Here is a 10,925-nt window from a genome sequence, read left to right on the forward strand (position 1 = left end):
GGCCGCCCGCCCCGCCGGTCGCCCCGGGCTCCGACGAGGCCGAGGCCGGTCAGCGCGTAGACTCGGGACGGGATGCCCGCCATGGCGGCGGCGGTGCCGCCGACCAGGATCCCGCGGAGGGCGATGCAGTGGACGATGTCGGCCTTGAGGGCCTTGAGGATGGCCGCGAGCTGCCCGGCCGCGTAACCCGCGGCCATCGGGTTGAGGCTCGCCCGCTCGGCTTCCAGGGGCACGACCTGCGCGCCGGTCGCCTCGATGACGGCGCGATGGGCCCGGACCCGCGTCACCACCGCGACCGCGAGGCCCATGCCGATCGCCGCGCGGGCCATCGGCAGGAAATGCGAGGCGAAGAACCAGTCCTCGGTCACCACGAAGACCAGACGGCGCATCGGAACGGGCCTGTTCCCGGGGGTGGCTTCGGACTGCATCCGATCCCTCTAGCACGTCGGCGCGGATCGTCCTGCGACGCATGTGCTGCCCCGGAACGGCGATCCGGGGATGCCAGTTGATCGAGGCCTTCCCGCCGGGCGCTCAGCCGGGCGGCGTAGATGGGAGGGGTGGCGCATGGCGGGTGTCGAGACGGCGGAAAACGGCGGAGACCTCCGTGCGGCGGCGGCGGAGGCCGGCCTCGTCTACGTCGATGATGGCCGGCCGGGCCTGTCGCGCCGCCGCAGCGGCTCCGGCTTCCGCTACCTCGACGCGAAGGGCGCCCCGGTGCGCGACAAGGCTAAGCTCGCCCGCATCCGCGCGCTGGCGATCCCTCCGGCCTACACGGATGTCTGGATCTGCCCCCGCAGCAACGGCCACATCCAGGCGACCGGCCGCGATGCCAAGGGCCGCAAGCAGTACCGCTACCACCCGGATTTCCGGCAGGCGCGAGAGGCCAACAAGTTCTCGCGGATCATGGCCTTCGCGGACGCCCTGCCGGGCATCCGCCGGCGGGTCGATGCCGACATGAAACGGCCGGGCCTGCCCCGCGAGAAGGTGCTGGCCACCGTGGTCCACCTGCTCGAGACCACGCTGATCCGCGTCGGCAACGACGATTACGCGCGGACCAACAAGAGCTACGGCCTGACGACCTTGCGCGATCCCCATGTGCGGATCGCGGGTTCGGCCCTGTCGTTCCGGTTCAAGGGCAAGAGCGGCAAGATCTGGGACGTGTCGCTGAAGGACCGGCGCGTCGCCCGGATCGTGAGGCCTGCCAGACCTGCCTGGACAGGAGCTGTTCCAGTACCTCGATCCGGACGGCACGCAGCGCGACGTCACCTCCTCGGACGTGAACGCGTATCTGCGGGAGATCACCGGCGAGGACTTCACCGCCAAGGATTTCCGGACCTGGGCCGGTACGGTGCTGGCGGCGCTGGCGCTGCGCGAGTTCGAAAGCTTCGACAGCGAGGCGGGGGCCAAGCGCAACATCCGCGCGGCCATCGAGAGCGTCGCCGGCCGCCTCGGAAACACCCCGACGATCTGCCGCAAGTGCTACATCCACCCGCAGATCCTCGACTGCTATCTGGAGGGTGACCTGCTCCTGCAGGTGAAGGGCGCGGTCGAGTCCGAGCTGAGTGAGGATCTCTCCCGGCTGCGGCCGGAGGAGGCGGCGGTGCTGGGGCTGCTCCAGGCACGGCTGTCCGCGGCCGGGGATAGCGTCCGGGCCGGGGCGCGGGTCAAGCCGGCGGGAACGCGCATGCGGAGCTCGAAGAAGCCGCGGGATAAGGTTGCGGCGCCGACGACCGCTTCCAAGACGTCCGGCATGGCCGAGACCGCGCCGAAGGCCAAACGGACTTCCCGGGTCCGCAGGAAGGCTGCGGCTGCTTAGGGGGGCGGTCCCGGCGGGACCGCCCGGAGTCCCGCTCAGTGCCGGGACTGGTTGTCGTTGCCGGATGACCGGCTGTCGGTCCCGCGCCGGACCTGCTCCCCGCTCTCGACGACGGGCGCAAGTCCGAGCTGTCGGGCGAGAGAGACCAGATCCTTCAGCCGTCCGGTCTGGGTCTTGCGCCGCAGGTTGAGCCGGTGAGTCTCCACGGTGCGGACGCTGAGCGCCAGCCGGCGCGCGACCTCCTTGTTGCTGAACCCGGAGCTGAGGAAGCGCAGCACCTCGGCCTCCCGGGGCGTGAGCCCGAGGCCGTCCCCCGCCTCGGCCGGTAGCGCCACCGGTTGCTCCGGGGGAACAAGGCAATCGGAGCCCTCGGCGAGAGCGAGCAACGCGGCGCCGAGTTCCCGCGGCGACTTGGACCGCGCCACGAAGGCGTCTGCGCCCGCGGCCAGCAGGGCGCGCAGGTCGTCCGCCGTGAGGGCGCCGAAGGCGACCAGCGTGCGGAGGTTCGGCTGCCGCTCCTTCAGCGCGACGATGCGGGCAATGCCGTCGGCCAGCCGGATCTCGTCGAGAAAGACCAGGGCGACGATGCTGCCGGCGTCAGCGCGGTCCAGATCGGCTTCCCCAACGGTGTGGAACTCCGGCATGTGTTCCAGTGTGGCGCGCACCGTCGCGCTCAGGTCCTCCGGCTCATCCAGGATCAGGACGCCAACGGCCGTACTCATGACCTCGCACCTCGCTCTCCCAGCTTGATACAGGCGGCCGGGATCGAAGGCGAAGTTCCAAGATCCGTTCCAATAACGGTTGATGAATATTAAGCTTTATATTGGCGGAATCGCGCCGCTCTGGCGGATACTCGGCGGATGGATGCGCCGATCTGGGACGACGTCCGAACACTGTTCGACAGACTGTGCCGATTTGGGCCTGCCCCGCCGTCTCAACCTGCGACGGCCCGGGCCCCCTCGCCCCGGTCCGGCACCACCCGGTTCCGGCCGCTTCCCTTGGCGGCGTAGAGGGCGATGTCCGCCCGCTTGACCAGGGCCTCGATGCTGTCGCCGTCGCGCCACGTGCTGACGCCGAAGCTGCAGCTCAAGCCCACCGGCCCCTTGGTCCCGCGGATCTTCAGGGCCTGGACGCCGATACGAAGATATTCGGCATGCGCCACCGCCCTCAGAAGGCTGCAGCCCGGCAGGATCACGGCGAATTCTTCCCCGCCGAGGCGTCCGGCGATCCCCTCCCCGGAGATCGTCTCGGCCACGGCCTTGATCGCCACGTCGCCGACATCGTGACCGTGCTCGTCGTTGATGCGTTTGAAATGGTCGATGTCGAGCAGGATCGCCGAGATCGCGGGCGGGGTCCGGTGCTGCTCCACGGCGATGCGCGCCCGGTTGAAGAAGGCGCGCCGGTTGTAGGAGCCGGTCAACGGGTCCGTTTCGGCGAGGCGGATCAACTCCTCTTGCAGGGTCGTCAGGCGCTCCGCCGCGCGCAGCCGCGCGTTCAGTTCCTCAGCGCTCGGCGGCTTCTCGATGAAGTCGTCGGCGCCGCTGTCGAGGGCCTCGGCCAGGCTGCGGACGTTGCGCGCCGACGACATGGTGATGACGTGCAGCGGCCCCCGGGATTCCGCGAGCAGCCGGGCCGACCAGCAGAGCTCCAGCCCACAGAGCGGCCGGACCTCCAGGCTGGTGATCAGGACGCGAACCGCGGGCGTCGCCGCCAGGAATTGCAGCGCCTGCTCGGAATCCGTGAAGGCGTGCACCGCGTGGCCCCGAGGCTCGATCAGCGACGTGATGATCTGCAGCACGACGCGGCTCGAGTCGACGATGACAATCTGCATGGCGTGACCCGCAACTGAGATCCGCGGTTTAAGCTGGAAGGCTTAACTCCCCCCCAACGGAGCTGATTTCAGCATGAGCGTGGCGATTACCACTCCGGATCGGCGCTATATCGTTGTTCGGGAACGCCTGTGGCGCTGCGCCAACCCGGATTTGTCAGAGGCCTGCAGGGCGGCGCTGGTGAAGCGCCTGATGGCCGCGCGCCGGGACGTCAAGCACGCCAAGCAGGCTGAGCGGGCCGGCGAAGCGGGGGCCGCGGAAGCGCTGACGGCCGCCAGGGCCGCGGTCGACGCGGCCAAGATCGCCCTCGGCGAGCGCGGGCCGGTCTGGTGGACGGACGGCGCGCCAGACCTGAACCGGCACCTCGTCCGCAACACGCCCTACGCGCCGTGGTTCGCGGCGCTCACCGCCGGGGAACTCGAACCGCGATGACCCGTGCCCCGGCCACCGGGTCTGCGCCGACCGCGCGCTCGTGGCGCCGAACCTTGGGCGCGGCGTTGATCACCGTCAGGGTCGGCTGGGCCGCCGGAGCGGCCGGAATCCCCGTCACCGTCGGGATGCCGTAAGTGCCGTAGCTCCATGGAGCGGGCACGATCTGGCTCGGGCGCGGCACGCGGGTCAGCGGAGCGCCGATATAGGTTCCGCGCACGAATTCGCCGGCGAAGCTCGGATCGCCGGCATAGCCCGAACCGTACGAGACCGGCGCGTAGGGCTCGATGCTCCGGAAGGTCTGCGCCGACGCGGGCGCAGCCGCCGCCAGGGCGATCACCGTCAGGACCATCCGGTTTGTCATGAGGCCGGCTCCGATGAGGGGCGGCGCGCTCGGTCCGCGCCGGATGCGGGGCCAACAGACCGGATCATCCGCCGTTCCGCGTTTCCAGCCGCGGAGAGTGCTGAATAACCCCTCATACCGGCACGATCGACGCTCGGATGCGGCACACTCACCGGCAGGTGGTGATCCGCCGGACCACCCAGCCCTCCCCTTCGATCCACAGGCGGCGACGGGCCCGGCTGCAGGTGACGTCGTCGTCCCGCTCCACGGTCGCGCCGTGAACCTGCGGATCGGCTTCGGCGACCTTGGTTTCGACAGGGGTGGGTGCGGCCTGAGCCGCGAGCGGCATGAGGAACAATGCGGCGGCGGCTGCGCCGGCGGCAATCAAACGGATCTTCATGGCGGGAAACGCGCTCTGCGGCCGTGCTTGGGGATTCGCTTCAGGAATGCACGGGCCGGCGGTTCGGTTGCATCCGCTGCGGTGAGCCGTGCGCCCTCTCACATCCGCGGCCGCGGCGCTTAGATTTCCCGGCATTCGCGAGTAAGGAAGAACAAAACCGGACGCGCCGGTGTCCTGACGTCCTGCGAGGTCCCTGATCGCGGGCTGCGCGGCTCGGTCCACGAAGCAAGGGTTCATGAGCAAGCCGAAGCCTCCGACCAACGCGCTCCTGACGCCGGAGAAGCGTGCCGAAGATGTGGATCAGACGATCCGCCCTCTGAGCCTGTCCGAGTTCATCGGGCAGCGTGCGGCGCGGGCGAACATGCAGGTGTTCATCGAGGCGGCGCGGAAGACCGGCCAGGCGCTGGACCACGTACTGTTCGTCGGCCCCCCGGGCCTGGGCAAGACGACGCTCGCCCAGATCGTGGCGCGCGAACTCGGCGTGAACTTCCGCTCGACCTCCGGCCCGGTGATCGCCAAGGCCGGGGACCTGGCCGCGCAGCTCACCAACCTGGAGGAGCGCGACGTCCTGTTCATCGACGAGATCCACCGGCTCAACCCGGCGGTGGAGGAGATCCTCTACCCGGCCATGGAGGATTACCAGCTCGACCTGATCATCGGCGAGGGCCCGGCGGCGCGCTCGGTCAAGATCGAGCTGCCGAAGTTCACGCTGGTGGGCGCCACGACCCGGGCGGGGCTGCTGACCACGCCGCTGCGCGACCGGTTCGGGATCCCGATCCGGCTGGAATTCTACGAGATCGACGAGCTGGAGCAGATCGTGGCGCGCGGGGCGCGGGTCCTGGGCCTGGGGATGTCGGCGGAGGGCGCCAACGAGATCGCCCGGCGGGCGCGGGGCACGCCGCGGATCGCCGGGCGTCTCCTGCGGCGGGTGCGGGACTTCGCCGTTGTGGCGGAGGCCGAGACGGTGACGCGGGCGATCGCCGACCGGGCGCTGCAACTGCTCGACGTGGACGCGGCCGGGCTCGACGTGATGGACCGCAAGTACCTGAGCCTGATCGCGCGCTCCTTCGGGGGCGGGCCCGTGGGGATCGAGACGATCGGGGCGGCCCTGTCGGAGCCGCGCGACGCGATCGAGGACATCATCGAGCCGTATCTCATCCAGCGCGGCTTCGTGCAGCGCACCCCCCGCGGCCGCGTCCTCACCCGGCACGCCTACCGCCACATGCAGCTGCCGGAGCCGAAGCGCGAAACGCCGGGACAGTTCGGCTTCTTCGGAGACGACGCGCCGTAAGGCCCGCCGCCGACCTGCCCATGCATGGAGTTCGGATCAGCATTTCCCGCGGCTCATGCGCCGATTGCCCCGAAAACCGAGGCTCCCGCAAAGAGGTTTTGCGGCGCACCATCAGTAAGTCGCTGCGGTGCAAGCCCTTTTGGCGACGGCGCTCAAGCAATATTGCTAAGCTTAGATGCCGACTTTGCTGATGATCTGCACGAAAAAAGTGACGGATCTCATGGAACAGCGCCCAAACGCGACAGTTGTGGAGGCGACCGCGCTCAGTCTGCTGGGCGCCGGCAAGCCTGTTGGGATCGAGGCCCTGTCTCTCTGATCGCGACAGATCTTCGAGATCTCAAAAACAACGTCAGGGATAAACTTCCGCCATGAAGAAGCTTACGCTCGCCGTGCTCGGCCTGTCCGTCGCCGCCATCTCTGCGCCGGCCTTCGCGCAGGACGCCCTTCCGATCCGCGTGCTGCCCTTCGCCAATCAGGACGGCGTCGGCGCCGCTGCGACCGAGACGCCCGCCTTCCGGGCCGAGGCGCTCCGCTCGGATGCTGCCAGCATCGAGGCGAGCCGCATGGCCCTTCAGCGGTCGCGGAACCCGCAGGTCCGCAACTACGCCAACCGCGTCCTCGTCGAGCGCAAGGCGACCACCGACGCGCTGCTGCCGCCGAACACCTCGCTGTCGCGCAGCGGATCGGTCGTGTCCGATAACCAGGGCATCCGCACCGACCTGAGCAACCCAATCGGCCTCGTGCTCGCCCCGGTCACGGTGGCTGCCAATATCGGCACCGGCATCGTCGGCGGCGCTCTCGGCGCGGTCGGGCTCGTCGACAACAACCCGGCCGAGCCGGGCCGCCGCGTGGCCCTCGGTGACCGCGGCCAGGCGCGTCTGGCGCAGCTCCAGGCGGCGCGCAGCGGCCGGGCCTTCGACCGGACCTATATCGACCAGCAGGCCCGCTCTGACGCCCGCACCCTGGCGCTCTACGACGCCTACGCCAAGTCCGGCGACAATGCCCAGGGCCGCAAGTTCGCCACCGAGGCGCTGCCCTACATCGCCGACGAGCACGCCCATTCGGCGAGCCTCGCGGCCCGCATCGGCGGCTGAGCCGCGCGTCATCGCTGATCTGTGCGAGGGCCGCCCCCGGGCGGCCCTCGTCGTGTTGCGCCGTCGCTCAGGCCGTCGCTAAAGGAGCGCATGAGCGCGATCGAGCCCCCCATGCACGAAACGGCCGAGGTCGATGGCCAGGGCCACCGGCTTGGCGTGCGGGTCTACTACGAGGACACCGATTTCTCGGGCTTCGTGTATCATGCGAGCTATCTGCGCTTCCTGGAGCGCGGCCGCACGGAACTCCTGCGGGAACTCGCCGGCGATCAGTCCGATCTGCACCGCGACGCCCGGGGTCTCGTGTTCGTCGTGCGGCGCATGAGCCTCGATTTCATTCGGCCGGCCCGGATGGATGATCTCCTGACCGTCGTCACCCGGACCCGCGCCCTGCGCGGCGCATCGATGCACCTGACCCAGGACGTCCGGCGGGGCGATGCCGTTCTGGTTTCCGCCGATGTGACAGTCGCTTGCGTGCGGGACGGGCGCGCCGTGCGCCTCCCGGACGCGCTCCGGCAGCGTCTCGCGCCGGGAGAGGCCGCCTGATCAGATTTTGCAAAAGCGACCGCCGGCTCTGCGGCGGATACCCGGATCAGCCAGCGCCATGAGCGGATCATCCGTCGGCTTGCCAATGCAAGCCTGTCTGGAGCTCAGCCCGCCCGGGATGGATCGGCCTCGCACAGCACGCGGGCGAAGGCGTTGACGATGGTCATCGCGTCATACTCGATCGAGACCAGCTGGTAGCCCATCCCGACCATTTCCCGCGCCCGCGCAGGAGATGGCGCGAAGGCGCAGGGGATCTTGCCGGCCGCCCGGGTCTTGCGCGCGATCTCGCTGAGGGCTGCCGTCACCGCCGATCCCAGGGGATCGATGACGGTCCCCTGCGACAGGGCGATCGACAGGTCGGCGGGCCCGACCAGGATCCCGTCGATGCCCGGTACGGCGAGAATCGCCTCCAAGTCGGCGATCGCCGCCTGGGTCTCGCACATGGCGATCGTGAGGGCCCGGTCGTTGGCGCCTGCGAGGTAATCCGCCCCGTTCCGGAGCCCCGACAGCCACATGGCCCGGTCCGGCCCCCAACTCCGCTGGCCCACCGGCGGGAATTTCGCGGCGGCGGCGAAGGCCTCGGCGTCCGCCACGGTGTTGATCATCGGCGCCACGACGCCGGCGGCGCCGGCATCGAGCATCCGCGAGACCATGGCGAAGTCGCCCACCGGCACCCGCACCAGCGTCGATTTGCCGGCCAGCGCCACTTCCGTGATCGCCGCACAACAAGATTTGTAATCGTGGGTGCCGTGCTGTTGATCCAGGAGCACGGCATCGAAACCGGCGCGCGCCAGGAAGCCGGCCACCATCGGGTCCGCGATCATGGACCAGCCCAGGAACCGGGCCGGGCCGGTGGGCAGCAGGTCGGGCAAGCTGGGAACGGGGAGGGTCATGCGCGTCCTGCGTGGATCTCAGGGCTCTCGACTCGGCGCCGCTGGCGGCGACCATACGGGAGGCTCTTTCGGCAGGTCCAGCCCGAACGGCGCGGAAGCCCGCGTCCGGTGCCTCAGGATCGCCTGGATCGAAACCGATCCTTAACCCTGCCGCGCCCTTAACGGAGGCGATGCCACGGCGGGGCGCGGGGCCGCCGACGGCCCTTACTTTCGACAGATTCGCGGGCGACAGCGTTGATATCGCTCACGGATCCGGCGGACGCGGGCCTCGCCCGGCGCATCGCGATCCGGAGCAGGAGATCTCGACGGATGAACCCAGCCGACGCGATGCAGGCCGCGCCTGTCGCCGACATGACGCTGCTCGGCCTGTTCCTGCAGGCCCACTTCGTCGTGAAGATCGTGATGATCGGGCTGCTCAGCGCCTCGATCTGGTGCTGGTCGATCATCGTCGACAAGACACTTCTGTTCCGCCGGACGAAGGCCGAGATGGACGCGTTCGAGGACGCGTTCTGGTCCGGCCGCTCCCTGGAGGAGCTGTTCCGCTCGTTCAACGACCGTCCGGCCACCGGCCTCGCCGCCGTCTTCGTCGCCGCCATGCGGGAGTGGAAGCGCTCCTTCGAGGGATCCGGTCGGCAGATCCAGTCGCTCTCGCAACGCATCGAGAAGCAGCTCGACGTCACCATCCACCGCGAGGTCGAGCGGCTTGAGTCGCGGCTCCTGTTCCTCGCTTCGATCGGTTCGGCCGGCCCGTATATCGGCCTGTTCGGAACGGTCTGGGGCATCATGACCGCCTTCACGTCGATCGCGGCCTCGAAGAACACGTCGCTCGCGGTCGTCGCTCCCGGCATCGCCGAGGCGCTGTTCGCCACCGCCATCGGCCTGTTCGCCGCGATCCCGGCGGTGCTCGCCTACAACAAGCTCCAGGCCGAGGTGACCAAAGCGCAGTCGCGCCTCGAGGGCTTCGCCGACGAGTTCTCCGCCATCCTCTCCCGCCAGATCGACGAGCGGCTGCCGCTCGCCGCCTGACCCGGCTGATCCAGAGGAGAATGATCCATGGGCATGGCAGCGGGCGCATCGCAGGGCGGCAAGCGCCGCCGGCGCCGGGGCCGCCGCGGCGGTCCCATCAACGAGATCAACATGACGCCGTTCATCGACGTCGTGCTCGTTCTCCTGATCATCTTCATGGTCGCGGCGCCGATGATGACCGTGGGCGTTCCCCTGGATCTGCCACAATCCAAGGCCTCCCCGCTGAATTCCGACGTGAAGCCGATCACCCTGTCGATCCGCCAGACCGGCCAGGTCTTCCTGGGCGAGGACGAACTGACGGACGACACGATCGTGCCGAAGCTCATGGAGACCGCCAAGACCGGGACCGAGGAGCGCGTCTTCGTGCGCGGCGACAAGCGGGTCGATTACGGCCGCGTGGCGCAGGTGATGGCGATCGTGACCGGCGGCGGCTTCAAGAAGGTCGCCCTCGTCACCGAGCCTGAGCATCAGTAGGGCCGTCCCGTGGAGTTCCGCTTCGACCGCAAGGAACCGGGTGTCTGGATCTCAGCCGGCACCCATGTCGCGCTGCTCGCGCTGGCGCTCGTCAGCGTTGCGGCCCCGGCCCTGCCGGAGGCCCAGGAGGGCGTGCCCGTCGAGGTGATCACCGAGAACCAGTTCTCCGAGATCACCAAGGGTGAGCGGCAGGCCGACAAGCCGATGCCGAACGCGACGTCGCGGGCGGACCGCAAGGCCGAGAAGTTCGAGGATCGCGAGCCCGAGAACGCCAAGACCGACGCCCCCACCGCCCCCACCCGCACCGCCGAGATGAAGCTCGCCAACGCGGAGGAGATGCCGCTCCGCGGCGAGCCGGATCCGCAGGAGGCGGCTCAGGCCGCGAAGGCGGCGCAGGAGAAGCGCGACGCCGAGAAGGCGGCCGCCAAGGCTGCGGAGAAGGCTGCGGAGAAGGCCGCCGCGGAGAAGGCTGCGGCCGACAAGGCCGCCAAGGCCGAGGCGAAGGCCAAGTCCGAGGCCGCCGCTGCCAAGGCCGAAGCCGAGAAGCGCGAACAGCTCGAGAAGCTGATCGAGAAGCAGGAGGCCGAAGCCGAGGCCGCCGCGCAGAAGGCCGCCGCGAAGGCCAAGGCCGAGGCCGCCGCCAAGGCCGAAGCGGCCAAGGAAGCTGCGAAGGAAGCCGCCAAGAAGGCCGCGGACGCCAAGGCGAAGGCCGAGGCGGAGGCCGAGCGCCAGAAGGAGATCGCCGAGGCCAAGGCCGAAGCGGAGCGCGAGAAGGCGGAAGCCGCCG

General features: G+C 69.5%; 12 protein-coding genes and 2 pseudogenes. 8 read left to right on the forward strand and 6 right to left on the reverse strand.

From position 1 onward, the window contains the following. On the reverse strand, positions 1-428 hold a 428-nt coding region (locus tag I53_RS08395), incomplete at its 3' end, for a glycosyltransferase (RefSeq protein ID WP_043349114.1). 136 nt (positions 429-564) lie between these two features. Here I53_RS08395 and I53_RS08400 point away from each other — a divergent pair. Beyond that, positions 565-1,816 (forward strand): annotated as a pseudogene (locus I53_RS08400) (DNA topoisomerase IB). 35 nt (positions 1,817-1,851) lie between these two features. Here I53_RS08400 and I53_RS08405 read toward each other — a convergent pair. Both I53_RS08405 and I53_RS08410 read right to left on the reverse strand, forming a co-directional pair. Continuing rightward, on the reverse strand, positions 1,852-2,538 hold the full coding sequence (locus I53_RS08405) for a response regulator transcription factor (protein WP_043349091.1): 687 nt from the start codon (positions 2,536-2,538) through the stop codon (positions 1,852-1,854). 212 nt (positions 2,539-2,750) lie between these two features. Beyond that, positions 2,751-3,647 carry a diguanylate cyclase gene (locus I53_RS08410; protein ID WP_043349093.1) on the reverse strand — a complete coding sequence of 299 codons (897 nt, stop codon included), beginning with the start codon at positions 3,645-3,647 and terminating at the stop codon, positions 2,751-2,753. A 73-nt stretch (positions 3,648-3,720) separates the two neighbouring features. Here I53_RS08410 and I53_RS08415 point away from each other — a divergent pair, with 73 nt between their 5' ends. Further along, a complete protein-coding gene (locus tag I53_RS08415) occupies positions 3,721-4,077 on the forward strand; it encodes a hypothetical protein (RefSeq protein ID WP_081948894.1) in 357 nt (118 codons plus the stop codon). Here the strand turns inward: I53_RS08415 and I53_RS08420 are convergent. Further along, positions 4,049-4,438, reverse strand: a complete 390-nt coding sequence (locus tag I53_RS08420) for a hypothetical protein (RefSeq protein WP_043349095.1) — start codon at positions 4,436-4,438, stop codon at positions 4,049-4,051. The two genes, I53_RS08415 and I53_RS08420, sit on opposite strands and share 29 nt — an antisense overlap. Before the next feature lie 148 nt (positions 4,439-4,586). Beyond that, positions 4,587-4,817, reverse strand: coding sequence for a hypothetical protein (locus tag I53_RS08425; RefSeq protein ID WP_043349098.1), 231 nt, complete (start codon positions 4,815-4,817; stop codon positions 4,587-4,589). Positions 4,818-5,052: 235 nt separating this feature from the next. On the opposite strand from I53_RS08425, the gene ruvB reads away from it, so the two are divergent. The 3 genes from ruvB to ybgC all read left to right on the forward strand — a co-directional run bounded on the left by ruvB (position 5,053) and on the right by ybgC (position 7,745). Further along, a complete protein-coding gene (gene ruvB, locus I53_RS08430; RefSeq protein ID WP_043349101.1) occupies positions 5,053-6,108 on the forward strand; it encodes a Holliday junction branch migration DNA helicase RuvB in 1,056 nt (351 codons plus the stop codon). A 368-nt stretch (positions 6,109-6,476) separates the two neighbouring features. Beyond that, positions 6,477-7,202, forward strand: a complete 726-nt coding sequence (locus I53_RS08435; protein WP_043349102.1) for a DUF4142 domain-containing protein — start codon at positions 6,477-6,479, stop codon at positions 7,200-7,202. A 90-nt stretch (positions 7,203-7,292) separates the two neighbouring features. Then, positions 7,293-7,745, forward strand: coding sequence for a tol-pal system-associated acyl-CoA thioesterase (ybgC, locus tag I53_RS08440; RefSeq protein WP_187294326.1), 453 nt, complete (start codon positions 7,293-7,295; stop codon positions 7,743-7,745). A gap of 104 nt (positions 7,746-7,849) precedes the next feature. Here ybgC and I53_RS08445 read toward each other — a convergent pair whose 3' ends face one another. Then, entirely contained in the window at positions 7,850-8,638 is a 789-nt protein-coding gene (locus tag I53_RS08445; protein WP_043349105.1) for an HpcH/HpaI aldolase/citrate lyase family protein, read from the reverse strand. A 309-nt stretch (positions 8,639-8,947) separates the two neighbouring features. On the opposite strand from I53_RS08445, the gene tolQ reads away from it, so the two are divergent. From tolQ to I53_RS08460, 3 genes and pseudogenes are all read left to right on the forward strand, one after another. Then, positions 8,948-9,664, forward strand: coding sequence for a protein TolQ (tolQ, locus tag I53_RS08450; RefSeq protein ID WP_043349106.1), 717 nt, complete (start codon positions 8,948-8,950; stop codon positions 9,662-9,664). 27 nt (positions 9,665-9,691) lie between these two features. Beyond that, positions 9,692-10,138: an ExbD/TolR family protein gene (locus I53_RS08455; RefSeq protein WP_043349109.1), complete on the forward strand. Its 447-nt coding sequence runs from the start codon at positions 9,692-9,694 to the stop codon at positions 10,136-10,138. Positions 10,139-10,147: 9 nt separating this feature from the next. Next, a pseudogene (locus I53_RS08460) lies at positions 10,148-10,925 on the forward strand (protein TolA); the annotation flags it as partial.

Source organism: Methylobacterium sp. B1 (assembly GCF_000333255.1).
In the GTDB taxonomy this organism is placed as follows: Bacteria; Pseudomonadota; Alphaproteobacteria; order Rhizobiales; family Beijerinckiaceae; genus Methylobacterium; species Methylobacterium fujisawaense.

What these genes read in the sequence shown, in the direction of transcription:
- ruvB (WP_043349101.1), top strand. Translation starts at nt 5,053, where the DNA reads ATGAGCAAGCCGAAGCCTCCGACCAACGCGCTCCTGACGCCGGAGAAG.
- I53_RS08455 (WP_043349109.1), top strand. Translation starts at nt 9,692, where the DNA reads ATGGGCATGGCAGCGGGCGCATCGCAGGGCGGCAAGCGCCGCCGGCGC.
- I53_RS08445 (WP_043349105.1), bottom strand. Translation starts at nt 8,638, where the DNA reads ATGACCCTCCCCGTTCCCAGCTTGCCCGACCTGCTGCCCACCGGCCCG.
- I53_RS08405 (WP_043349091.1), bottom strand. Translation starts at nt 2,538, where the DNA reads ATGAGTACGGCCGTTGGCGTCCTGATCCTGGATGAGCCGGAGGACCTG.
- I53_RS08425 (WP_043349098.1), bottom strand. Translation starts at nt 4,817, where the DNA reads ATGAAGATCCGTTTGATTGCCGCCGGCGCAGCCGCCGCCGCATTGTTC.
- I53_RS08415 (WP_081948894.1), top strand. Translation starts at nt 3,721, where the DNA reads ATGAGCGTGGCGATTACCACTCCGGATCGGCGCTATATCGTTGTTCGG.
- ybgC (WP_187294326.1), top strand. Translation starts at nt 7,293, where the DNA reads ATGAGCGCGATCGAGCCCCCCATGCACGAAACGGCCGAGGTCGATGGC.
- I53_RS08410 (WP_043349093.1), bottom strand. Translation starts at nt 3,647, where the DNA reads ATGCAGATTGTCATCGTCGACTCGAGCCGCGTCGTGCTGCAGATCATC.
- I53_RS08435 (WP_043349102.1), top strand. Translation starts at nt 6,477, where the DNA reads ATGAAGAAGCTTACGCTCGCCGTGCTCGGCCTGTCCGTCGCCGCCATC.
- I53_RS08420 (WP_043349095.1), bottom strand. Translation starts at nt 4,438, where the DNA reads ATGACAAACCGGATGGTCCTGACGGTGATCGCCCTGGCGGCGGCTGCG.
- tolQ (WP_043349106.1), top strand. Translation starts at nt 8,948, where the DNA reads ATGAACCCAGCCGACGCGATGCAGGCCGCGCCTGTCGCCGACATGACG.